The organism is Asticcacaulis sp. MM231 (assembly GCF_964186625.1).
GTDB lineage: Bacteria > Pseudomonadota > Alphaproteobacteria > Caulobacterales > Caulobacteraceae > Asticcacaulis.
Genome location: NZ_OZ075108.1, coordinates 3,262,960 through 3,284,596, shown reverse-complemented (window position 1 = coordinate 3,284,596; position 21,637 = coordinate 3,262,960). Strand labels below are relative to the sequence as shown.

Genomic DNA, 21,637 nt, shown 5'->3' with positions numbered 1-21,637 from the left:
CTCCCCCGCTTCGCAGGGGAGGATAAGATGCTTTAATCCACGCTCGCGCCAAACCACGCCCCGCGCGGCTCGACCTCGACCGGCATGCCGAAAAGCTCGGTCAGGTGAGCGCTATCGAGCAGGGCGGATTTGTCGCCCTCATGCAGCACGCGGCCATCGCGCAGCATGACGATATGACCGATCTCCGGCAGGATTTCCTCGATATGGTGGGTGACCAGAATAAGCGTCGTTCCGCCTTGAGCTAGTCTGCGCAAACCTTCCAGAAAGACACGCCGCGCCGCCGGATCGAGTCCGGCGCACGGTTCATCGAGCAGCAGCGCCTTGGGTCGGTGCACCAGGGCCCGCGCGATCAGCACGCGCCGGGCCTCGCCGGTCGATAAGCTCGACATGTCGCGGCCGATCAGATGGCTGGCGCCGGTCTGTTCCAGCGCTTCCTGACTGCGAACGCGCATGTCGTCGCTGACCGCGTGCTGCTTCCATAGCCCACGCGCCGCGAAGAAGCCGGAGACGACACAATCGAAGACCTCCAGCGGCGGATGGGCGTCGAAATCGAGCTGCATCGAGGACGAGACAATGCCCATCAGGCTGCGCAGGTCGGTGACGTTCCAGCGCGCGTGGCCGAACAGCGACACGTAGCCGCCGGCCAGCGGATAAAGCTGGCGCGTGATCAGCTTGACGAGGGTGGACTTGCCCGAACCGTTGGGGCCGAGAATAGCGGTGTGCTGACAGGCGTTGAGCGTCAGGCTGAGCCCATCGAGCAGGGTGTGCTGGCCGCGCACCACATGGGCGTTTCGGATGGTCAGCAGGGAAGGGGTGGAGTCATCGGCGGGCAATATGGCTCTTCGCTTAACAAATCGGAGTGTGTTCCAGCAAGCCGATGGTGAACGGAACTCGCAAGAAACCTGGTGGTTGGAGGCGGATCCGAACCGCCGACCTGTGGGTTATGAATCCACCGCTCTAACCAACTGAGCTACCCAACCAAACCAGGGCCTTGTCGTGGCGCCGGCGCTTGAAAAGCGTGGCGCGATCCGCAAGCGTGTCGCGGAGCGCACGCCTATAGCCAATAAGCCGGCGGGGTTCAAGCCTCGGCGGAGAAAATTGCGCAATTTCTCCTGAGCTATCCACGAAACGCTGTTTTAACACCCCGCGCACCGACGATTTCGCCTCAAAAAGCGCACTCGACGGAGAAATTTGCAGATAGGGATGGAATTTTCACAAAATGTTGTCACTACTGGCCGCGCGGTGTAATTTCTGGCGTTCCGAGGGTAAGTTTTGTCTGATCTGATCGATGAGCTCGATGCGCGTATTCTGAACCTGATCCAGGAAGACGCCTCCCTTTCCGTGGCCGATCTGGCCGAGCGCGTGGGGCTGTCGCCTTCGCCCTGCTGGCGTCGCATCAAGCGGCTGGAAGACCTAGGGGTTATCCTCAAGCGTGTCACCGTGCTCGATCCCGACCGGCTGGGCCTTGGTTTCGAGGTGTATGTCTCGGTGAAACTCTCCCTGCCGTCGCGCGCCAATCTGGAGGCCTTCGAGGCGCGGCTGGAAAATTGGCCCGAGGTCGTCAGTTGCCAGACCGTCACCGGCCACGAGGACTATATGTTGCGCGTGATGACGCGTGACATGCACGCCTATGACGATTTCCTGCGCGACAAGCTGCTGGCCTCCGATCTGGTGTCCGGCGTTGAATCGCGTATCATCATGCGCAGCGTCCGCCAGACCACGGCGGTGCCGATCAGCCTGGTGCTCGATAAGGACGCACCAAAAGAGACAAAAACGGCCGGAGGAAAGTAATGCGTCATGTCGTGAAGCTTGCGCTGGCGGGGCTCTGGCTCGCCTCTGGTGCGCATGCCCAGACGGTCGATCCGGCCTCCGATCTCGGCCAGTTCCGCACCCTGCGCGGTGACGGCATGACCGCCCTGCAGCAGGGCGATGCCGCGAAGGCGCTCGAAACCTTCGACAAGGCGCGCGCTATCCTGCCGGATTCTCCGTCGATCGCGCTGTTGCAGGCGCAGGTCTATATGCAGCAAAAGCGCACCGATGACGCCAAGGCGGTGCTGATCGATTATCTCAAGCGCGGCAATGTGCTCGATCTGGCCAAAAACAGCGATTTCACCACCCTCTGGGACAGCGCGCTGGAGGACCAGCTTCAGGCCAATGAGGCGCCGTTTGGCGCTATCCGCGTGGCGGCGGCCCTGCCGGATTTCGTCATCGCCGAGGCGCTGGCCTTTGAGCCGCACAATGCGCAGGTGGTCTATGTCAGCGGCATCCGCGGCGGCAATATCCTGGCCGAAGAGCCGGGCGGCGAACGCGAGGTTATCAAATTAGGGCCGGGCATTGCCGCCTTTGGTCTGGGACTGCATGATGGCAAGCTGTGGGCCTCCACGGCGCAAAGCCGCCAGACCGAAGGGTATGACGCTTCCAAGCCGGTGACGTCGAAGATCGTCGCCATTAATCCGGCCGATGGCGCGGTGATCACCACGATGACGGACGCCAAGGTGGCGCGCGAGTTCGGGCACCTGCTGGCGGGCAAGGACGATCTCTACGTTATCGACAACAACCACGGCGAGGTTCTGCGCCTGACCCGCTATGGCGAAACGCTCGAAGTGCTGGTGCCCGAAGGCTATATGGATTCACCGCAAGGCCTGGCCGAAAATGAGGACGGGTCGCTTTTGATCGTCAGCGATTTCACCTCCGGGCTTTACCGCGTCGACCTCAAGGCCGGCAGCATGACGCGCCTGCTGGCGCCGGCCGACGGCAATCTGCTCGGTCTGTCGTCGATCGCGCGCTATGGCCATGACCTGATCGCCATCCAGAATGGCTTCAAGCCCAACCGTGTGCTGCGCATCCATATGTCGGCGGACTGGACGCAGGCGGAATTGGTCGAGACGCTGCTGCGCTCGGAAAAGCTGCTGGCCCAGCCGTCACAAGGGCTTGTGGCCGATGACTTCTTTGTGTTCGTCGCCAAGAGCCAGTGGAGCCATCTCGATGATCAGGGCAATCCGCGCGCAGAGACGGTCGAGCCGGCTCTGGTGGGGGTTATCAAGCTGACGCCGTAGGGGGCTTTTCCACCGTGTCCCTCATGCGCCGCGTTTCTCGCTGATGATTGTAGGTGCCGATCGCCAGGCAGATCAGCAGGCCATAGCCCCCCCAGATGCCCAGAATGACCACATAGGCCCACTGGCTGAACCCTGAAAAGACCTGCGACATATGTGAGGCGATGGTGTCGAGCTGACAGGCGGCGGCAAAAAGCGTCCAGGGCTTGCGCGATTGCACGGAGAGATGAACGAGGGCGGCCAGCAGCAGAATGTCGATGATGTTGACCCACACGCCGGGGCCGCTGGCTTGATGCGACTGGAAAATGACCGACAAAAGCCAGGCGGTCAAAATATAGATGGCGCCGCGACGTTCCGCAGGACCGCCGCAACGCCACGCCCAGGCACAACAAACAATAGCGATAACGACGCCGCTGATTTGCCATGCCTGATTTAGGGTCATACCTTAAGCCGCTGTCCTTGTGCCTCCCACAACAGAAACGTGCGGGACGGGTTTGTCTTCGCCCTTGTCGAGCGTGCCGGCCGCGATGGCGCCGCAGCCGATCTGGGTTTTCACGCCATTCAGGTGTTCATGCGCGTCCACCATCTTGCCGCGTGCGTTGGATAACAGGGTAACAGACTCAACCAGGGTGGCAATCGCTTCCTGACCTAATACCGGGGACAGATTGGAGTCCAGACGCATCCGGCCAAGCTGGCTCAGCAGGGTGGAAACCTCGACAAGCGCCGTTTCAACTGCATTTTCGGCAACAGTAAGCTGTTGGGCGCCGTGGCGCACCATTTCGATTCTTTTCATGTTCATATCCCCTAGCCGAACGCGTGGCCGATGAACGCTCGACGGGGGACGGTTACCCGGCGGAAGCGTGTAAAGTCTGGAAGACACTCAGCGCGTTCGTAGCGGCCTGGACCAGCATGCCCAGCATCAGCGGGAAAAGTATGCTGACGAGGACGATCAGGCCGAGCCACTGCGGCAGGCTGAGTGTCTTCAGCCGTCCTGTGAACCCATCCCATCGTCCGCCAGCCAGGCTGTTGTTACCAGCAAGGTATGCAGCGCCTTCATGGGGCTGCACGATTTGCTCAACAGGCGTACGGTTTCCACCGAATCCCTGATGTCGTCGTTCTTGTTGTGAGCCGCCAGCATTTCCCAGACTGTTTCCAGTTCCTGAAAGCTGATCGTCATGTATTGGTCGCGGGGGAGAAATGGCTTGTTCATGCGCCCACACTGCCCGCTCTGATGGCGATGACGGCATCCCCGTTGCGGGGGGAGGCTCGTCAAGGGGGAGGCCGGCAACCCCTTCATATTCCGCCAAAAGCCGGGCCGCCTGACGGCTTGTCGGCACGTCGAGGCGCCGGCGCGCTTCGTCGGTGTGGGTCTTGACCGTATGCTCGCTGATATTGAGAATTCGCGCGATTTCTTTGGCCTGATAGTGCTTCGCCACCAGGCGCAGAATTTCTTTCTGTCGTTCTGATAACAGTTCGACGCTCAGCAAACTCACCGGTATCATTATTGTTTCCCCTCAAGATCTGCGACCCGTTTCCAAGGGTAACGAAAATATCGGGAATAGGCCAGAGGTACGATTTTAAGAGGGGGGCCGCTCGTCGGCCACTATGGCGCGGACCAGGGCCATAACGCCCTTGCGCTTGGCGGGCGTCAGTTTCACGAAGGCATTGGCCAAAGACTGTCCTTCGATGCTGGCGAGGAAAGCATCGGTATTGCCTTCCTTAAAGGGCGCGCGAATTTCTTCTTCAGCGGATAAGCCATCGAAGAAATAAGCGATGGGTATGTTGAGAAAGTGCGCGATCTCATAGAGTTTTGACGCCGAAATGCGATTCGAGCCGCGTTCGTATTTTTGAATTTGCTGAAAGGTCAGCCCGACGGCCTTCGCCAGTTCGGCCTGGCTGAATTTCAGTTCCTTGCGGCGCTTTCTGACAACGTCGCCGACGTGCAGGTCTGTGGCGTGGGGCATGTTCGCGGTTTTAACGTCTTCATCGGTCATGAATAAGAATTTGCACACCCTTTGCAAAATGACAAGCCCGACGCCACGCTTCTGCGGGTTTTGCTCTGGTTCTTTCTGCCGCCCGCAGCCCATCAAACGATTGTGACGAAATGGCGCTTGCTATTTCGATAATGCGAATTATTCTCAATTAATGTAAATTGTGGAGTCGCAGATGGTTTTACTGAGCCTTGGGCCACAAGCCCTTATCGCCCTACTGCAAACGGGCTGTACCAGCACGGCTGGCGATCGTCCGCATCCGGCTGCGCCAGACCTGTCCTGGCTTTTATATGGCCCGGAAAGCGTTATGCGTCTACCGGCTGACGAGGGGGGCGCCTATGACTTTTCCCCGACATTACAATCACCTAAATAGTTAACAAAATATTATTGTCATAATCGCCCACCTGTGGCAATGCTGGCATCGGCCTTGCGTGAAGAGTGCGCAAAAGGTGCCAGGATGTCCTGAAAGGACACAACCTCGCCCTTCAAGCCAATATAAGGGTAGGATGATGATGGTACGGGCTTATGTTCTGGGTGTGCTGACGGCGCTGATCGCGCTGGGGGGCGTGGCGATTTCGACCCTGGCGAAGGCCTCGACCCTGACGCCTGATCTCAGCCGGCCCTCCGTGACCGATCATACCCTCTCGCGCGACGGCGATTTCGATGGTGATGGCCGCCGTGACGACCTTTATCTGGTAAGCGAAGCCGATACCGGTCGCATTGCTGTCCATATTCACCTCAATAGGGTTAGCGGCACGCAGGATATCCGCGTCACCGCCTTCGATGGCGGCGCTACTGCGCCGGATCTGCGCGTGGTCAAGGCCGGCCGCTATCAGGCCGAATGTGGCACCTTCACCTCCGATTGCGCCACGGCCGGAATCAATGCTGCGCATGACAGTCTGATGCTGGGGCTGGATGGCGCTACCGGTCTCCTCCTGCACTGGCAGGGCGATCATTTCGAACAGGATTTCGTGCGTAGTGACGAGGCGGCAATGGCGCACGCCTTCTCGGCGCTTTACGCCCTCAACCGTTAAGCCTTTTTCGTAAGACTTTCTGAACATTTTATACGCCATGACAGCGGCTTCCTTGCTGGGACGCGTTTGGGTATTGACGTGCCGCATTAAACTTTTGCAATATCTTGCACTGTGCATATCTTGTTAAAATCTTTTTGCGTAGCCTGCGGGAAATAATGGCGGTCAAAGACCGCTTCGACATAAAATAAGAGTGTTACGACGATGGGCCGATCAGCAGACTATAGTAAAGAAAAGTGCGCCCTTGCGGCGAGTTTGGATATTATCGGTGAGCCCTGGACGCTCCTGATTATCCGCGACGCCTTCTCGGGGCTTTGCCGCTTCGAGCAATGGCAGGAAGCGCTGGGGTTGGCGCGCAATGTGTTGGCCGCGCGGCTCAAGCACCTGGTGGCGCACGGCGTCTTTGAGCAAAGCCTCTATTGCGAGCGTCCGCGCCGCTATGAATATCTGCTGACCGACAAGGGCCGCGAACTGCGCCCGATGATCCTCTTCATGCAGGACTGGGGCCAGAAGCATGTCTATGGCGAGGAGCGCGCGATTTACGAGACGATCCATACCTGTGGCCACAGCCTGTCGCCGGTGACGCACTGTGCGCACTGTGAACAGCGCGTGCAGATGGGCGAACTTGGCGTGCAGCAGAACCCGGACGCCATATCTCTGGCTGAACTTGGCAAGCGCCGGTTTATTGCTGAAGAGGTGGATTGAGCCAGATTCCCACGCTTCCCCTATAAAAAGGGGGAGGCGTTTCTGTATTGAGCAAAAGCACCAGCGGCCACGCCTGATCTCTCAGGCGTGGCCGCTCATGTATTTGGTATCCGGCTCCGCCCTCAGTAAGACTGGCTTAGCGGTAAGACTGGATTCTCGTGGTGCGCAGGCCGGCCATGCCATGATTCTCAATGGCCTTTTGCCAACCCAGGAACTCTTCCGAGGTAATGTTGTAGCGCTCGCACGCATCGTCAAAGGTCAGGAGACCGCCGCGCACGGCTGCCACCACCTCTGCCTTGCGGCGTATGACCCAACGTTCCGTGCCGGCTGGCGGCAGGTCGTTGAGTGTCAGTTTTGCCCCGGTAGGACCAATCACGTATTTTTCGCCTTTGTTATCGCGGCGTTGCTCTTGAAGCATGGCGTTTTGCCTTTGTTACCATCACATACCAGCATCCTACACGCCTTCCTTAAACATCAGCTTAATTGCCATAGTAAATATATGGTAAAATTGGCGCTAAGGTATCGTTAATGCTTTGTTTAGTATGCGTTAGCTTTTCGCTTTCAAGTTCAGCCTGAATTAATAATTCTGTTATTTGTAAGTATAAAATGAAGATAACCAACAAATACTTAGTTAATTGGCTAGTCTCATCTTACTAACGCTTTATGGCCAGAAGTTCCTGCAGCATTTCATCTGCCGTTGTGACAATCTTCGAGGCTGCCGAATAGGCGCGCTGGGTGGTAATGAGGCCGGTGAATTCCTGCGCCAGATCAACGGTGGAGGCTTCAAGCGTATCAGCTTCCAAAGTGCCGGAGCCGGTCTGGCCGGGCGTCTTGAGCAGGAAGGCGCCTGATTTTGTCGACACCGCGTAAGCGTTGCCGGTGACAGGCGTCAGGCCGTTGGCGTTCAGGAAGGTGGCCAGGGCCACCTGCGCCAGGGTGCGCGAGTTGCCGTTATTGTAGATCGCCTTGACGATGCCGTCCTTACCGATCTCGACCTTGGCGAGGGTGCCGAATTCCGTACCGTTGGCCTTGACCGTGTCAGTGGTGGAATCCCCTGTGATCTGGGTCAGCGAGCTGGCATTGTTGGTGACGCTGTTGACATCATAGCCGAAGGTCAGCGAGGGCAGGGCCTGAGCACCGACGCTGTCAGCCCAGCGCACGGTGGCGGCGGTATCGCCCGAGGCGCCGACCACATTCAGGGTCGGGTCCATCAGGCCGCCGGTCGAGGGTGAGGCGACACTGTTGGCCGCGTCGCCGATGTCGAGCGAGCCGTCCTGTTTGAAAAACAGTGAGCCGGTCGAAATCTGGTGCAGGTCTGGTGTGCCGCCGCTGATAATGTCCTTGGACGAGATTTCGTAAGCCCATTCGGTTTCACCCACGGTCGGCGCCGTGGTGCTGATACCCTTCTTGATGAGCGAGATTGTGATATTATGCTGCTGACCCAGCGAATCCGAAATCGTGCTCGATATGGTCGAATTGGGCTTGGTGCCGGTGCCGGTGGCGGCGTCATAAGTCGACATGGCGTAGGCTGCGTCAGTCGGGTCATAGTTGGCGACCAGATCGGAAACCTTGGTTTCAGCGTTCAGGTTGGCCTTGAAGGTCACCTTGGTGGTGGCTTCAATGGCCTTGGAGAGCGCGGCCACGTTGATGGGCGCCAGCATGTTGATGTCGGTGGCCGAGGTGTTGATATTACCGCTCGAATCGGCCGGCCAGCCTTCGAGATAGAAACCGCCGGCGTTGACGAGGTTGCCCTTGGTGTCGGTCGTAAACGAACCGTCGCGCGTGAACAGAAGCGAGCTGCCAGAGGTCAGGTCTTCCGCCGAATCCGACACCACGAAGAAACCTTGCCCGTCGATGCCGAGGCTGTAGCCCGAGGTGTTGTTGTTAAGTTCGCCCTGATTGGTCGTGGTCTGGCGATTGACCGCCACAACGCCGCCTGACGAGAACGACGACTTGCTGGCCGAACCCGACACCAGATCGGTGAAGTTGGTCAGGATGCGCTTGTAGCCGGTGGTGTTGGAGTTGGCGATGTTGTTCGAGATGGTGGCGAGAGCGGTCGAGTTCGCGGCCAGGGCGGTGACGCCCGATTGCATGGCGCTGTTGATACTCATGGTGTGAAACTCCTGATACGTGCGGCGTTAAACGTGAAAGAAAAAAGAGTGGGAATTTTAAGATACGGAGGTGACGGCGGTCAGATCGACCGAGGTGTTGCCGACCTTAAGAAGAATGGTGCCATCGGAATTGGAGGCTGAGGTGACGATTCCTGTGATCCCGGCTGCAGCTTCGACATCTCCGGCCGCATTGCTGGCTTTGATACTGAGGGTGTATTCGCCATCGGCCAGACTATTGCCGTTGCTGTCCTTGCCATCCCAGGTGAAGGCATGGCTGCCCGAGGTCATGTCGGGGGCATCGCCGCTCCAGACAACCGTCCCGTCTGAGTCTGAAATGGTCATCGTCGCCTTGGTGGCGGTGGCGCCCAGCGCATATTGCCATTCAGCCGTGCCGTCCTTGAGCGCAGCCACGTCCTGATCGGCGGTGACGGTCTTGCCAATATAGCTGACGGCGGCATTCATATTGCTCTGGGTGCTCTGATTGGTGAGCGCCTCGAGATACTGGTTGCTCTTTATTTCCTGCTCAACCGAGGAATACTGCACGAGCTGATTGGTCCACTCGGTGGTGTCCATCGGTGACAGCGGATCCTGGTTCTTGATCTGCGCCGTCAGCAGGTTGAGAAAGGTGGTGTAGTCGCTGGTCACCGACGACGCGCTGGCGGCGGTCGAGGAACTGGTGGTCGTACTGGCTGTGTTGCTTACGGTCGTAACCATGTCGGATTTCCTAGACGATCAGGTTGAGCGCGAGGCGCGCATCGGGTTGGCGGTAATTCAGGCTGGCCATGGCCGCATCGAGCGTGGCGTCCATGTCGCTGTCCGGGGCGATCTGCTCGGCCTGGGCGAGGGCACGCGCTGCCTGTTGGGCATTGTGGCGGTTCTGGCCCTGCTGGTCGTTGAACAGGGCCTGCTGTTGTTGCTGCGAATTCTGCTGCGAGTTGGAATTTTGTTGTGACAGGCTGTCCTGGGTGCGCGCATCCTGCGGCGTCGATTGACCACCTGGGTTCTGGTTCCCAGTCGAATTCTGGCTTTGCGCGGCGACCACGATCGCCTCAGGTTTGGCGCGTGAGGTGAAAGTCAGGGCGTCGTCGGCCAGAGCCAGACCCGTTGCGCTCAGTTGTTTGCGCAGGTCGGATTCATGGGCGCTGAAGGTTTCGGCGGTGACGGCGCTATCGAAGCTCATATGCGCCGTCAGCTTGCCATCCTTGGCGATGGTCAGAGCCACATCGACACGGCCAAGATCGGCCGGGTGCAGTTCCATGGTGAACTTGGTGGCGCCTTCGGCATGACGCTTGTTGATCTGCACACTGAGCGCGTTGAGGTTATCGACCGCCGTTTGAGAAAGGGCGGTTTGAGTAGCGACCGTCGCGGCGGCCGGGCTGGCGCTATAGGTCGATTGGCCTTGCGTCTGCGCCGAGATCAGGGTGAAAGCTGAGGATGCCTCCGAAGTGACGACGGGGGCGACGACGATGGCGCTCTCTGCCGGGACACTGGCACTGGCCGTTTGCGGTTCAACAGAGGCCTTGACCGGCACCGGCGCTTGAACGCTGCGGACTGGCGGCGCCATCGTTTCCGTCACGGTGGCCTGAACCTGTTGTGTCTGAACCTGTTGTGTCTGGGTTTCCGGCGTTTTCGCGGATGCGGCTGCTGCTTTAGGGTCGGTTGCCCTCAACAGGCTTGCGAAATCGGCGGCCTTGGCCGTGGTGGGTTGAGCCGGCGCCGCGGCATCGGCCGACATTCTGGCTTGCGGTGCACCTTGATCATCAACCGGCGGCCTGGCCTGATCCTGCGGCATTTGCGGCGCGACAGGTGTCGGTGTGTTAGCTTGCGGAGGAGCGGTCGGCACCGGAGCAGCAGGCGTGGCTACAGGCGCTTTCGGAGCCTGAGCAAGCAGACTGGCCATTAGCTCCGACGCGACGGTCTCATTTGAAGTCTTGTCGGTGATAACTTTGCTGTCTGCTGTCGTGTCATCGCTGACCTTCGTCGTCTTGACCGGGTTGGCAGTCGCTTGCTGGCCGACAACCGGCGTTACGGTCGCTTCCACAATGACCGTAGCGGCTTCAATCGCAACGGCTTGCGGTTGGGCTATGGGGGTTGCAACCACGATCGGTGCCGCAGGCACATCGACCTCAGGGCTTGGCGTCTTGGCGGCAGGGGTTTCAACCCATGCAGCGACTTGCGTCTCAACCGCTTTCGGGGCTTCGTACGTTTCGGCTTTGAGGGGCACCACCGGAGCGACCGCCAAAGTTTCTGACAGCGCATCCTGCGCGGACTGGGCGGCAGGTGCAGCCACGGTCGCGGCGGACGCATCAACGGCAGGGGCTCGCGGCTGGACCGCGGACGCCCCGGCCTCGACCGCAGGCTGAGTCTGTATGTCTGCCAAAACCGTCACCAGAACCGGGGTCTGCATCTGATCCTCAGTGGGCTGGGCCAGAGTTTCAGTCTTAACCGCGACCGGGAACTGGGTAACATCCGCCTGCACGGTTTCGGTTGTCAGGGCTGTCGTCTGCGCGGCCATCAGAGTGGCGGCGGCATCGCTCTGCGCGGTCGTTACCTGCGGATCCACAGCCTGCGCTAAGGACGTATCCTGAACCGGTGCATCGCCGGTCAGCGCCGTCAGCAGGCTCTCGAACGAAACCGTACCCGTCTCAGCGCTCTGGCCATCCGACGTAGCGGCGCCACCGGCCAGGGCCATCCCTTGACCCGCGGCCGTGCCGGTGGCTGTCGTCAACAGAGAGGTGAGGTCGAGGGACATGCGTATCCGCGAAAAACCAACCGATCGGCCCGTTGCATCTTGCGGCGGGCAGGTCACAAACGAGGTCAACGCATTTTGCGCATCTGATCCGGATAGCCCATGCAATCCACGGGCCAATTCATAACCAACTGAATTATCTAACTTTAAGGTGGTTAAGCCGGTGGTGAAATTACCTTTTTACCGGCTTTCCGGGCGAAATTTGCCTAGTCTGACGGCGCTTTGGTGGCGGTTTTGACCGGGTAGACGTCTTCGCGCGCCTGTGTGCGTGTGCTCAGGCGCATGCGTGCGCGAACTATCTGGCACGCGACTTGAAACTGTTACGCTAAGTTACGACCAACCCCGCCATGAGCAAAACGCTAACTTTATGAAAAACATATGTTTTTTAAAATCGCCCCGTCAGATAACCCGGTCATTTTTGCCGGGTTGCCTGCAGGCTTTGCCGGATAAGCGGCAGAATGCGCGCGCACAGGCAGAAGTGGAAACCGTTCCATGTCACTAACCTCGATCATGAATATCGGCGTTTCGGGCCTGATGACCGCGCAGGATCAGTTGCGTGTCGTCTCCGACAACATGTCGAACGTCAATACACCGGGGTATATCCGTAAGGTCGCGCACCAGTCGAGCATCGTCACCGCCGGCGTCGGCATGGGGGTGCGCTCCGATCAGGTCACCCTGGCCGCCGACAAATATCTGCAGGCTGCAGCGCTGAAGGCCACCTCGGCCTCGGCCCGCTCCGATGTCAGCTATGAACTGGTTGATCAGATCCAGGCGCAGTTTGGCGACATCACCGACAGCAACAATTTGTTCAACCAGGCCAGTTCTACCTTGTCGTCGTTCGCCCAGCTCGGCGAAGACCCGACCTCCAGCGCGAGCCGTCAGCAGGCCCTGAGCTACCTGTCGAGCTTTCTGTCCGAAGGCGACCGCATTTCTCAGAAAATCCAGACCGTGCGTGGCGACGCCGACGCCCGTATTGGTTCGGACGTCAATTCGGTCAACGACCTGCTCAAGAGCATCAGCGAGCTCAACGCCGCCATCTCGACGGCCACCGTCACCGGCGATGATGCCACTGGCGCGCAAACCACCCAGCTTTCCTATATCGACCAGCTTTCCAAACTGGTCGATGTCAATGTGACGCAAAATACCAACGGCGGCGTCACCGTCCGCACTCAGTCGGGCCTGTTGCTGGCCGATGACACAAACTACGCCACGTTGAGCTACAAGCCGACCACGGGAGTCAACGCCAGCACGACCTTTGGCCCCATCAGCGTCACCGGCGTCACCGGCGAAACGCGTGACCTGACCGACAGTCTGACCTCCGGCGAGATCAAGGGGCTGCTCGATATCCGCGACAAGACATCGGTGGCGGTCAATGCCCAGCTCAATGAATACGTCACGCAGTTTGCGGCCCAGATCAACGCCGCTCACAATGCCTCAAGCGCCGTGCCGGCCCCCGCCAGCCTGACCGGCAAGAATACCAGCCTGACCGAAGGCGAAGCCATCAAGGGCTTCACCGGCGAGACCAACATCGTCACGCTCGATAGCGCCGGCAATATCGCCCACACGATGAAGATCACCTTCGACGCCGATGGCAGCGGCAATGGCAGCTATGCCGTCGATGGCGGCGGCGCGATTGGTTTCAGCGCATCCAGCTTCGTCAGCGATATCAATGGCGGGCTGATCGGCGCTCAGCTCGATTACACCGATGGCGTGATGACGCTGACAGCCGATGGTACCAGCGGCAATGATGGTATCGCCATCGTCGATTCCGCCACCGACACTACGACCGGTACCACGCCGTCAAGCAAGTTTGGCCAAGGCTTCTCGCAGTTTTTCGGTCTGAACGACATCATCACCTCGCCGAACCCGACCACCTACAAGACCGGCCTGTCCGCAGGTGATACCAGCGGCTTTACTTCCGGCACGGTTGGGTTCACGCTGAAATCGGCGGCTGGCGCCACGGTCACCACGGTCAATGTCAGCATGACCGGCGGCGACATGACCAGCATGGTGACCTCGCTCAACGACACCTCCACTGGGCTTGGCCGCTACGGCACCTTCTCGCTCGATAGCAGCGGGACCTTGAGCTTTAAGGGTTTCGGCAATCCTGCCAATACTCTGTCGGTGAATTCGGACGATACCTCGCGCAACGGCACCGGTGCGTCCTTCAGCAAATTCTTTGGCCTGGGCGACAGCGCCGGCTCGATCGCCAGCAGCCTGTCAATTGCCGACCGGATCAACAAGGATCCGAAAAAGATGGCGCTGGCGCAGGTCGACCTGAGCGCCGCCTCCGGCCTTAACGCGCTCAATGCGGGCGATGGCAAGGGGGCCCTGGCCATGGCGGCGGTGGGCAGCAAGGCCACCACCTTTAATTCGGCGGGCCTTAATTCGGGGGGGCTATCGACGCTTGAGCGCTATGCCTCTGATCTCGCCGGCCAGGTCGGCAATCTCGCGGCCAACGCCAAGACAAACAAGGAGAGCAATGCTGCCCTCCTTTCCGAAGCCGGCTCGCGCCGCGACGCCTATCAGGGTGTCAATCTCGACGAAGAACTTGTCAATCTCACCACCTACCAGCAGGCTTACAGCGCCGCGGGTCGCCTCGTACAGGCGGCCAAGGACATGTATGACATCCTGCTGAACATGGTCTAGAAGGTCTGTATCCATGCGCATTTCGACATCTGCAACCTGGTCCAACGCCCTGAGCAACCTGATGCTGGCGCAGGAGCGTCAGAACACGGCCAATGATCAGGTCTCCAGCCAGAAGGTCGCCACCGACCTGATGGGCTATGGCCGGACCTCCGAGATCATCGCGTCCTACCAATCCTCTTTGTCGCGCACCAACGCCTATATCGACGTCACCCAGACGGTCAGCGACCGCCTCGACAGCCAGAATATCGCGCTCACCACCACCGGTGATGCCATCACCGGTGCCAAGGATCAGCTCATGAGCGCCCTGGCCAATGCCGACGGCACCACCATCATGGTCGATATGCAGGGCTCCTTTGCAGCCACGCTTTCGGGCCTCAACTTCCAGCATAACGGCCAGTTCCTCTTCGCCGGCGGCAGCGATAATGGCGCGCCCGTGACGACCAAGAGCCTGGCGGAACTGGGCGGCCTGACCTCGGTCAGCGATGCCTTCACCAATGGCACGGTCAAGAAAAGTTCGCAGATCGACGCCAATACCAACATCCAGACCGGGATGCTGGCCTCGGATCTCGGAACCAAGGTGATGACGATCTTCAAGGAGATTCAGAACTATAATGACGATCCGGCCACCGGTCCCTTTGGCGCCAGCCTGACCGATGCGCAAAAGGAGTTCCTGTCGACCAAATCGCAGGAGTTCTCGGCCGCCTATGACGATATCCTGCAGCAAAGCTCGCTCAACGGCACCATGCAGACGCGTGTCGAGAACACCCAGACGTCGCTGAAGGGGCAGGCCAGTTCGCTCAGCAATCTGGTCGAGAGCCGCACGGCCGCCGATATGTCCAAGGCCTATACCGACATGCAGCAGGCCCAGGTGGCGGTGCAGGCATCGGCGCAGGTGTTGTCGAACCTGTCGTCATCAAGCCTGCTCAACCTGCTGAAATAGACGGGGCAAAGCCGGTGCCTTGTCCCACAAACCCACATTTATAATTTATATCTATTACGGCTAACTGTACGGGCAGCATAATTTTCGACGGTTCTTTCTTACTCTATGCCCCTGCTTGACGTCCTTCGCCACCACACGCGCCGGCAGCACGAGGCGCTCCACCAGCATCCGCTTCTTATAGGGCTGTCAAACCCGATCACGCTGGCGGACTTTCACCGCATCGTTCTGGCTTTCGACGCCTACTATACCCATGCCGAGGCGGCGTGCCTGGCCGACTGGCCAGATTACGCGCCCAATGCGCCTGTGCTGACGTGGCTGGCCAGTGATAGGGCCCAGCAGGGTCTGGAAAGCTGGAGTGACCGCTTCGATTTCCATTATGCGCCGCTCGATACGCCGTCGAAACTGGCCGGCTATCTTTATACCAAGCAGGGCTCGACCCTGGGCGGCCACGTCATCAGCAAGCATCTCGAACGGCAACTGGCGCTGATACCCCATCTCGACCAATGGTTCTTCGCCGGTTATCACGACAACGGCGCGCAGTGGAAACAGTTCGTTGCCACGTTGGAGACCTTGGGTCTTGATGAAGCCGAGGTGGTAACCGCTGCCCAACAGTCTTTTGAAAATATTTGCTATTTTTGCGACGCTATGACCCTGCTTATGCCATGGCCGATTGAGATCGCTCATGAAGCTTGAACCGAGGCAGGAACTGACAGAGACGGAGCTGGAAGAGGCGCTCAAAGCATGCGCCAAAGAGCCTATCCACATACCTGGCTCGATTCAGCCCTACGGCATGCTGTTCGTTCTCGAGGGTGCCGATCATCGCATCATTCAGGTCAGTGACAATGTCGGGCAATGGTTGCCGCAACAGACCTTTGAAGGTGTGCTCGGCAAGACGCTGGCGGACATCATCGGCGCCGAACAGGCAGAGCAGATCCGTTTCATCGTGGTCGAACGCGGCCTCATGCCAATGCGCTCGACCATTATCCGTATAGATGACCACTGGTTTGACGCCGTCGCGCACCGAGTTGACGAGAATGTCGTGGTGGAACTTGAGATCATCGACGACAAGAAATCTCTTGTCCGCGATTTCTTTTACGACGAACTGCGTGACTTCGCGGTCGGCCTGCGCAACGCCACCACCCTGCCGGACCTGTTCGATTTTGTGACGGCCAAAATCCGCGACATCACCGGCTTCGATCGCGTCAAGCTGTACCGGTTCGATGAGAACTGGAACGGTGAGGTGGTCGGTGAAAATAAAGCGGAATACATGCCGTCGTATCGCGGCCTGCATTTTCCGGCGTCCGACATCCCTGAACAGGCGCGCAAACTTTACACCACCAACTATATCCGCCAGATCGCCGATGTGAAATACGCGCCGGTACCGATCATGCCGCCGTGTCACCCGGATACGGACAAGCCGCTTGACATGTCCCTGAGCGTGCTGCGCAGCGTCTCACCCATCCACGTCCAGTATCTCGTCAATATGGGCGTTCACGCCTCGATGTCGATTTCCATTATTCAGGATGGCAAGCTGTGGGGGCTGGTCGCCTGCCACCACAATGTCGGCTACCATGTACCCTATCGCGTCCGTATGGTCTCCGAGATCATGGGCCATATCTTTTCGGCGCAGTTGTCCTCCCTCGAAGGCCTGCGCGACAAGGACGAACAGGAAAAGCGTAATCTGATTGTCGAGCGCCTGTCGGCCGGTTTAAAGGCCAACTTCAATCTGGCCGAACTTTTGTCGGGCCGTCAGGGTCTGGCGCTGAGCGCCATGGATTCTCAGGGGCTGGCGGTGATGACGCGAAAACGGACCCTGAGCTTTGGCATTACGCCCCCTGAAAAGACGATAAAGCGTCTGATCGCCTGGTTGTCAGAGCATAGCTCCGGTATTTTCAGCACTCAGGAAAGCGACATGACCTTCTCCGGCGTCGAAGGGCTTGAGGGCCTGACGGGTGGTTTGCTGGCCGCGCCGGTCAGCCACACTAAGAGCGACTATATGATCTGGTTCCGCACCAGCGTGCGCCAGCAGGTCAACTGGGCCGGAACGCCTGAAAAAGTGCCCGAGCAGACCAAGGCCGGCTACCGCCTGATGCCGCGCAGTTCGTTCGAGTTGTGGAAGGAAACCGTCAGGAACCGCTCCCGGCCATGGACGCGCGAGGACACCGAGACGGCGCAGAACATCGTGCAGGTCGTGCTTGAAGGCGAACGCCTGACGGCCGAGCAGGCCAATGTGGCCAAGAGCGAATTCCTCGCCAATATGAGTCACGAACTGCGCACGCCGATGAACGCCATCACGGGAATTGTCAGCCTGCTCGATCGCGGATCGCCGCTCGATGAGCGTCAGAAAAAACTGCTCAGCGTGTTGCGTCTGTCGTCCGAACTCGCTGCTCAATCTGATCAATGATCTGCTCGATGTCGCCAAGATCGAAAGCCACGAACTTGTGCTCGAATTGCATGCGCTCAATATCGCCGATATAGTCTCCGAGGTCGGCTCGATCATGAGCGTGCGCGCGGCCGAAAAGAACCTGATGCTCAATATCAAATGCGCCGCCCGCACCGAACTGAACATCATGGGCGATGCCGTGCGCCTGCAACAGATCATCACCAATCTGGTCAGCAACGCCGTCAAGTTCACCGACGAGGGCTTTGTCAATATTCTGGTCAAGGCCGAAGCCCTGCCAGGCGCTGGCCGCCAGGTGGTCATCGATGTGGTGGATTCCGGCATCGGCATGAGCCACGCACAGACCGAGCGCATCTTCGACAAGTTCATCCAGGCCGATCCCAGCATATCGCGCCGTTTCGGCGGCACCGGGCTTGGTCTGGCCATCACAAAGCAACTGACAGAACTGATGGGCGGCACCCTTGCCGTTTCCAGCCGTGAAGGGCTGGGCAGCCGGTTTACCGTCACCTTGCCGGTCGAGAACGCCGCGCACGACGACCTGCCGCCGGAGATCGAACCGATCGCAGCCCCGAGAACGGATGCGCGCGGCCATATTCTGCTGGCCGAGGATTACGAGGGCAATATCATCGTGGCCCAGGCCATGCTGGAGGAGCAGGGCTATGACGTTATCGTGGCCCGCACCGGCAAGGCGGCGGTTGAGGCTTTCCGTGCCGGCGGGTTTGATCTGGTACTGATGGATGTGCAGATGCCGGAAATGGACGGCTATGAAGCGACGCGCCTGATCCGTGAGGGGGAGGCGTCTGGCCCGGGCGGGCACATACCGATCATCGGCGTGACGGCCAATGCGCTGGTCGGGGACCGCGAAAAATGCCTGGCGGCGGGTATGGATGACTACATGTCCAAGCCGTTCAACCCCGCCCAGCTTGAACACCTGATCGGCAAGTACATGCCTGCGCTGAAAGCGTAACCCTGTTTTTATTCCTTATTTGGGTTTTATCCGTCTTGCGTGCTTGCTATGCTAAGTCATCAGCCGTTCATCTGCGGCTGTTATGGGGGATATAGCGCTGTTGTTACTGGCGCATCCATGAAGGGCTTGGTTCAGGCCCGCTTATGGGAGGAGCTCTGCCCTTGATCAGTCTTTTGGCCAGTTTTGTGGTTGCCGCCAGCGCAGCCACCACGTCGTCGCCCGCCGGTCTTTCGGGGCTGGATACCGTCGCGTGCGAAGGCGACGGTGATGCCCGGCGTCTGCCACGGCAAAACGCTATTACCCAGCTTCTGGCGCGTTATCCGATCGTCATGGACGTCGCAGATTTCAGCGCCCCGCCCGTGCCGCTGGCGCAGCGCGTGGCGAAGGCCTGCGCCGATGAAGCCTGCCAAACCGACGGCAGCCTGGCGGCGCTCAACCGCGCTGTTACCGCCATGCTGTCGACGCGCGATGACGGTCGCCTGCGCCTGAGCTGGGCCGGTCAGGGTCCGGAGCCCGCCACCCGCCCCGAACAGGTCGCCGCCTTCTTTGACCTGTCACGCGATACCTACGTCCTGCAATGCCTGACGCCGCCACCGCCGCCGCCCGTTATCGCCACGGCGCCCGCTGATCCTAAGGTCGTTCCAGAGATCGTACGCAAGGAGAAGACCGGCCTGCGCCGCGTCGTTTCACACTGGCGCATTGCCTCGACCGTCAACGAGACAGAGAAGGACGACTACACCAGTCGCGACCCGGCTCGACTGTCCTACGTTGATAATGCCTCCGACAACGCGCCGGTCATCTCGGCCAAGGGGGTCATCGCCGCACCGGCCGTCCTGACTTGGGGCGATCAGAAGGTGGCCACCCAAGGTTTCGGTGATATCCGTCCCTTTGTCGGCTACGAGCGTATTTCGAGTCTCAATATCGGCAATGAGGTCAACAATCTCGACGTCGGCCTGCGTGGCCATTTCCGCTTCGCCCGCAACGATGGCAAGGAGGCCTATATTGGCGGCCTGACCGCGGCCTACGAGACCGACGACCGCCTGCAGTCCTCCCTGACCCGCTTCGAGGCTTCGCTTGGTCTACCGCTCAAGGCCTGGACCGAACGCACCTTCCCCGGCAATGCATCGGTTGAATGTGTACTCTGCCAGACGGCCAATATGACGTTGGTCAGCGATTATGTCGATGTCAGCGATCCCGGCGCCAAGCTGGCCCTGCTCGATCTGCCGCAATATGCCCGCCTGGGTTTCGACGCGAGTTGGGATGTCCGCCTCAACCGCGGCAAGGATAAGCCCGGCTTTGGCCTCAACCTGCAATACAGCCGCCGCGATGACCTGAGCCATGAAGGCGCCACCGCCACCCGCCTGATCTCGCGCGCTGCCTATTACCCGACGCCGAAGAGCCACTACGTCTTCGCGCTCGAATACGACAAGGGCAAGGATCTGACTTCGCTCAGCGCCATCGACCGCTGGATGCTCACCTGGGGCTACCGGCAGTAACGCCCCTTCATCCTCCCCTGATGTATCGGGGGAGGTAGCGAGCAAGCGGCGCCTTTAGGCGCGGCGTGTCGAGACGGAGGGAGCAACCCTAAAGTCAGAAGAGGCACCTTCCCCGAGCGCGGGGTTACAGGGGAGGAAGAAAACGCGTTCCATACCCTAGCAATTTACTCGGTTTTGCCCTATTTACGCGCCCATGACCGTCTGCGCAGTTCCCCTTATCCAATCGGCCGATCTTGATGCCGCCATCGAAGCCACCCGCAAGAGCGTGGGGCTGCCGCAAGGCGCACGCGTGGTCGCCGCCATGTCGGGCGGGGTCGATTCCACCGTGGTTGCCGCCCTGCTGCATCAGGCCGGCTATGAGGTCATCGGTGTCACGCTCCAGCTTTACGATCACGGCGCGGCGCTGAAAAAGACCGGCGCCTGCTGTGCCGGCCAGGATATCCACGACGCCCGCATGGCGGCCGAAAAGATCGGTATTGCCCATTATGTGCTCGATTATGAAAGCCGTTTCCGCAACTCGGTGATCGAGGAATTTGCCGACAGCTATCTGCGCGGTGAAACCCCGGTGCCGTGCATCCGCTGCAATCAAAGCGTTAAGTTCCATGACCTGCTTGATGTCGCCCGCGATCTTGGCGCAGAGGCCATGGCCACCGGGCACTATGTCGAGCGCTCCGAAGAGGGGCAGTTACGCCGCGCCGCCGATCAATCCCGCGACCAGAGCTATTTCCTCTTCGCCACCACAAGGGCGCAGCTCGATTTTCTGCGTTTTCCGCTGGCTGGGATACCGAAGCCACAGGTCCGCGATATCGCCGTGCAGTTGGGGCTGAAAATCGCCCACAAGCCGGATAGCCAGGACATCTGCTTCGTGCCGGAAGGCAAGTACACCACCCTGATCGACCGCCTGCGACCGCAAGGGCGCGAAAAGGGCGATATCCGTCATATCGATGGCCGGGTGCTGGGCCACCATGACGGCATCACCGGCTACACCATCGGCCAGCGCCGCGGCCTTAATATCGCTGTCGGTGAGCCCCTGTTCGTCACCCGCATCGACGCCGACGCCCGCGAAGTCATCGTCGGCCCGCGCGAGGCCCTCTTGACCCGCGCCTTGACCCTGAAAGAAACCAACTGGCTGGGTGATGAAAGCGAGTTGCTTGATGCCGCCCGCGCGCACAAGCCGGTGCTGGCGCGTGTGCGCTCGACACGCCCGCCGGTACTGGCGCGTCTGGTCGCTGCTGATGACCGCATCGAGGTCGAGTTTGACGGTGCCGAAGAGGGCGTGGCACCGGGCCAGGCCTGCGTGCTGTATGATGTTGCCGATGACGGTCGTGTATTGGGCGGCGGTTTTATCGCCAGTACCCGCGCATTTTAGCCGCGCGGCCTCAATACCGTGGCGCAATTCACGCGTTGCGGGAAAAAGTGCGGGCATCGCCTTCGCCTCTCAAGCGTAAAACTTGCGTCCGTTAATAAATTCTGCTACTGTGAATCTCAGTAAAACAAGGCGGTTGCGCACCGTCTGTGGATAAAAAGGCCACATTTTACCTCAC

20 protein-coding genes and 1 tRNA gene are annotated in these 21,637 nt (G+C 59.6%); 11 read left to right on the top strand and 10 right to left on the bottom strand.

All coding sequences use genetic code 11. The annotated features are described in order from the left end of the window. Positions 1-32 precede the first annotated feature (32 nt). Together ABQ278_RS16035 and ABQ278_RS16030 are read right to left on the bottom strand one after the other, a co-directional pair. The gene (locus ABQ278_RS16035; RefSeq protein WP_349320481.1) at positions 33-833 is read right to left on the bottom strand and encodes an ATP-binding cassette domain-containing protein; all 801 of its coding nucleotides are present in this window, start codon (positions 831-833) and stop codon (positions 33-35) included. Between the two features lie 70 nt (positions 834-903). Beyond that, positions 904-980, bottom strand: a tRNA-Met gene (locus tag ABQ278_RS16030). Between the two features lie 292 nt (positions 981-1,272). Between ABQ278_RS16030 and ABQ278_RS16025 the strand changes: the two genes are divergently transcribed. After that, on the top strand, positions 1,273-1,791 hold the full coding sequence (locus tag ABQ278_RS16025; RefSeq protein ID WP_349320480.1) for an Lrp/AsnC family transcriptional regulator: 519 nt from the start codon (positions 1,273-1,275) through the stop codon (positions 1,789-1,791). Beyond that, a complete protein-coding gene (locus ABQ278_RS16020; protein WP_349320479.1) occupies positions 1,791-3,056 on the top strand; it encodes a tetratricopeptide repeat protein in 1,266 nt (421 codons plus the stop codon). The genes ABQ278_RS16025 and ABQ278_RS16020 overlap by 1 nt, the downstream gene beginning before the upstream one ends. Here the strand turns inward: ABQ278_RS16020 and ABQ278_RS16015 are convergent. The 4 genes from ABQ278_RS16015 to ABQ278_RS16000 form a co-directional block, all read right to left on the bottom strand. Beyond that, the gene (locus ABQ278_RS16015) at positions 3,040-3,495 is read right to left on the bottom strand and encodes a hypothetical protein (protein ID WP_349320478.1); all 456 of its coding nucleotides are present in this window, start codon (positions 3,493-3,495) and stop codon (positions 3,040-3,042) included. The genes ABQ278_RS16020 and ABQ278_RS16015 overlap by 17 nt on opposite strands. A 3-nt stretch (positions 3,496-3,498) precedes the next feature. Then, positions 3,499-3,846 carry a hypothetical protein gene (locus tag ABQ278_RS16010; protein WP_349320477.1) on the bottom strand — a complete coding sequence of 116 codons (348 nt, stop codon included), beginning with the start codon at positions 3,844-3,846 and terminating at the stop codon, positions 3,499-3,501. A gap of 52 nt (positions 3,847-3,898) precedes the next feature. After that, the gene (locus ABQ278_RS16005; RefSeq protein WP_349320476.1) at positions 3,899-4,555 is read right to left on the bottom strand and encodes a helix-turn-helix transcriptional regulator; all 657 of its coding nucleotides are present in this window, start codon (positions 4,553-4,555) and stop codon (positions 3,899-3,901) included. 75 nt (positions 4,556-4,630) lie between these two features. After that, positions 4,631-5,140: a helix-turn-helix transcriptional regulator gene (locus tag ABQ278_RS16000; RefSeq protein ID WP_349320475.1), complete on the bottom strand. Its 510-nt coding sequence runs from the start codon at positions 5,138-5,140 to the stop codon at positions 4,631-4,633. A 410-nt stretch (positions 5,141-5,550) separates the two neighbouring features. On the opposite strand from ABQ278_RS16000, the gene ABQ278_RS15995 reads away from it, so the two are divergent. Next, positions 5,551-6,078: a hypothetical protein gene (locus ABQ278_RS15995; protein WP_349320474.1), complete on the top strand. Its 528-nt coding sequence runs from the start codon at positions 5,551-5,553 to the stop codon at positions 6,076-6,078. A 201-nt stretch (positions 6,079-6,279) separates the two neighbouring features. After that, the gene (locus ABQ278_RS15990; RefSeq protein ID WP_349320473.1) at positions 6,280-6,780 is read left to right on the top strand and encodes a helix-turn-helix domain-containing protein; all 501 of its coding nucleotides are present in this window, start codon (positions 6,280-6,282) and stop codon (positions 6,778-6,780) included. A gap of 136 nt (positions 6,781-6,916) precedes the next feature. On the opposite strand, the gene ABQ278_RS15985 is transcribed toward ABQ278_RS15990, so the two are convergent. From ABQ278_RS15985 to ABQ278_RS15970, 4 genes are all read right to left on the bottom strand, one after another. Next, positions 6,917-7,198, bottom strand: coding sequence for a DUF1153 domain-containing protein (locus tag ABQ278_RS15985; RefSeq protein WP_018080370.1), 282 nt, complete (start codon positions 7,196-7,198; stop codon positions 6,917-6,919). 235 nt (positions 7,199-7,433) lie between these two features. Beyond that, on the bottom strand, positions 7,434-8,891 hold the full coding sequence (locus ABQ278_RS15980; protein ID WP_349320472.1) for a flagellar hook-basal body complex protein: 1,458 nt from the start codon (positions 8,889-8,891) through the stop codon (positions 7,434-7,436). Positions 8,892-8,948: 57 nt separating this feature from the next. Next, positions 8,949-9,605 carry a flagellar hook assembly protein FlgD gene (locus ABQ278_RS15975; RefSeq protein WP_349320471.1) on the bottom strand — a complete coding sequence of 219 codons (657 nt, stop codon included), beginning with the start codon at positions 9,603-9,605 and terminating at the stop codon, positions 8,949-8,951. Between the two features lie 10 nt (positions 9,606-9,615). Next, positions 9,616-11,643 carry a flagellar hook-length control protein FliK gene (locus ABQ278_RS15970; protein WP_349320470.1) on the bottom strand — a complete coding sequence of 676 codons (2,028 nt, stop codon included), beginning with the start codon at positions 11,641-11,643 and terminating at the stop codon, positions 9,616-9,618. A gap of 489 nt (positions 11,644-12,132) precedes the next feature. Between ABQ278_RS15970 and flgK the strand changes: the two genes are divergently transcribed. The 7 genes from flgK (at position 12,133) to mnmA (ending at position 21,462) form a co-directional block, all read left to right on the top strand. Next, positions 12,133-14,289 carry a flagellar hook-associated protein FlgK gene (gene flgK, locus ABQ278_RS15965; protein ID WP_349320469.1) on the top strand — a complete coding sequence of 719 codons (2,157 nt, stop codon included), beginning with the start codon at positions 12,133-12,135 and terminating at the stop codon, positions 14,287-14,289. 13 nt (positions 14,290-14,302) lie between these two features. After that, positions 14,303-15,229, top strand: coding sequence for a flagellin (locus ABQ278_RS15960; RefSeq protein WP_349320468.1), 927 nt, complete (start codon positions 14,303-14,305; stop codon positions 15,227-15,229). Positions 15,230-15,334: 105 nt separating this feature from the next. After that, positions 15,335-15,922: a biliverdin-producing heme oxygenase gene (locus tag ABQ278_RS15955; protein WP_349320467.1), complete on the top strand. Its 588-nt coding sequence runs from the start codon at positions 15,335-15,337 to the stop codon at positions 15,920-15,922. Continuing rightward, on the top strand, positions 15,912-17,633 hold the full coding sequence (locus ABQ278_RS15950; protein WP_349320466.1) for a histidine kinase dimerization/phospho-acceptor domain-containing protein: 1,722 nt from the start codon (positions 15,912-15,914) through the stop codon (positions 17,631-17,633). Before ABQ278_RS15955 ends, ABQ278_RS15950 begins: the two co-directional genes overlap by 11 nt. After that, positions 17,563-18,597 (top strand): ATP-binding protein, encoded by a 1,035-nt coding sequence (locus ABQ278_RS15945; protein WP_349320465.1) that lies wholly within the window; start codon positions 17,563-17,565, stop codon positions 18,595-18,597. Before ABQ278_RS15950 ends, ABQ278_RS15945 begins: the two co-directional genes overlap by 71 nt. Positions 18,598-18,758: 161 nt before the next feature. Then, positions 18,759-20,093, top strand: a complete 1,335-nt coding sequence (locus ABQ278_RS15940) for a hypothetical protein (RefSeq protein WP_349320464.1) — start codon at positions 18,759-18,761, stop codon at positions 20,091-20,093. Positions 20,094-20,286: 193 nt separating this feature from the next. After that, the gene (gene mnmA, locus ABQ278_RS15935; protein ID WP_349320463.1) at positions 20,287-21,462 is read left to right on the top strand and encodes a tRNA 2-thiouridine(34) synthase MnmA; all 1,176 of its coding nucleotides are present in this window, start codon (positions 20,287-20,289) and stop codon (positions 21,460-21,462) included. Positions 21,463-21,637: the final 175 nt, after the last annotated feature.

Excerpts from the sequence above, each read along its gene's own strand:
- ABQ278_RS16005 (WP_349320476.1), bottom strand. The coding sequence starts at position 4,555 with ATGATACCGGTGAGTTTGCTGAGCGTCGAACTGTTATCAGAACGACAG.
- ABQ278_RS16015 (WP_349320478.1), bottom strand. The coding sequence starts at position 3,495 with ATGACCCTAAATCAGGCATGGCAAATCAGCGGCGTCGTTATCGCTATT.
- ABQ278_RS16010 (WP_349320477.1), bottom strand. The coding sequence starts at position 3,846 with ATGAAAAGAATCGAAATGGTGCGCCACGGCGCCCAACAGCTTACTGTT.
- ABQ278_RS15955 (WP_349320467.1), top strand. The coding sequence starts at position 15,335 with ATGCCCCTGCTTGACGTCCTTCGCCACCACACGCGCCGGCAGCACGAG.
- ABQ278_RS16000 (WP_349320475.1), bottom strand. The coding sequence starts at position 5,140 with ATGGGCTGCGGGCGGCAGAAAGAACCAGAGCAAAACCCGCAGAAGCGT.
- ABQ278_RS15950 (WP_349320466.1), top strand. The coding sequence starts at position 15,912 with ATGAAGCTTGAACCGAGGCAGGAACTGACAGAGACGGAGCTGGAAGAG.
- ABQ278_RS15975 (WP_349320471.1), bottom strand. The coding sequence starts at position 9,605 with ATGGTTACGACCGTAAGCAACACAGCCAGTACGACCACCAGTTCCTCG.
- ABQ278_RS15980 (WP_349320472.1), bottom strand. The coding sequence starts at position 8,891 with ATGAGTATCAACAGCGCCATGCAATCGGGCGTCACCGCCCTGGCCGCG.
- mnmA (WP_349320463.1), top strand. The coding sequence starts at position 20,287 with ATGACCGTCTGCGCAGTTCCCCTTATCCAATCGGCCGATCTTGATGCC.
- ABQ278_RS15995 (WP_349320474.1), top strand. The coding sequence starts at position 5,551 with ATGATGATGGTACGGGCTTATGTTCTGGGTGTGCTGACGGCGCTGATC.
- ABQ278_RS15990 (WP_349320473.1), top strand. The coding sequence starts at position 6,280 with ATGGGCCGATCAGCAGACTATAGTAAAGAAAAGTGCGCCCTTGCGGCG.
- ABQ278_RS15960 (WP_349320468.1), top strand. The coding sequence starts at position 14,303 with ATGCGCATTTCGACATCTGCAACCTGGTCCAACGCCCTGAGCAACCTG.
- ABQ278_RS15945 (WP_349320465.1), top strand. The coding sequence starts at position 17,563 with ATGAGCGTCAGAAAAAACTGCTCAGCGTGTTGCGTCTGTCGTCCGAAC.
- ABQ278_RS15985 (WP_018080370.1), bottom strand. The coding sequence starts at position 7,198 with ATGCTTCAAGAGCAACGCCGCGATAACAAAGGCGAAAAATACGTGATT.
- flgK (WP_349320469.1), top strand. The coding sequence starts at position 12,133 with ATGTCACTAACCTCGATCATGAATATCGGCGTTTCGGGCCTGATGACC.
- ABQ278_RS16020 (WP_349320479.1), top strand. The coding sequence starts at position 1,791 with ATGCGTCATGTCGTGAAGCTTGCGCTGGCGGGGCTCTGGCTCGCCTCT.
- ABQ278_RS15970 (WP_349320470.1), bottom strand. The coding sequence starts at position 11,643 with ATGTCCCTCGACCTCACCTCTCTGTTGACGACAGCCACCGGCACGGCC.